Source organism: Pseudomonas sp. 43(2021) (assembly GCF_017490805.1).
Classification (GTDB): domain Bacteria; phylum Pseudomonadota; class Gammaproteobacteria; order Pseudomonadales; family Pseudomonadaceae; genus Aquipseudomonas.
In genome coordinates this window covers 1-461 of sequence record NZ_JAFGYJ010000459.1, presented here as the reverse complement: position 1 = coordinate 461, position 461 = coordinate 1, and the positions used below count along the sequence as shown (strand labels likewise).

1 pseudogene is annotated in these 461 nt (G+C 52.5%); it reads right to left on the bottom strand.

What is annotated here, in order from left to right:
• Positions 1 to 461 (bottom strand): annotated as a pseudogene (locus J5M71_RS28165) (alkaline phosphatase family protein); the annotation flags it as partial.

The window sequence follows — 461 nt, the reverse complement described above, 5'->3', positions numbered from 1 at the left end:
ATACAAGTCATTGTCTGCATCTTTTGCATTGGCGGGCCAGTTATCTTCTATTTCATGATCGTCCAGCATCATGTAAGTCGATGTATTGGACATCAATCGTTGAATATTCGGTTGCGAGAATGCCGTTCGCTACTTCTTCAGACTGTCCTTGGCTTCGCGATCCGGTGCAACGATATTCAAATCATCTACATACACTTGGTCGCCGGTCATGATCACCGCGCTGACGGGTAGATGACTGTTCTCGACAAGTTGATTGATCGAGCCAAAGATGCGATCGCCCAGTTGCGGCAAGGAAGCGATGCCCGCGGTGATCCGCAGATAACGACAAGATCCGACGATAAAGCCCCGGGGCTGGCTGGCTTGCGCGGTGCGGGTGCGAAAGCGGTAGAGCTGTCGCGGCCATTGCAGTGGAAACTCCACCACTGTGTCGATGGTGTGTACCGGATTCATCGGGCTTAACC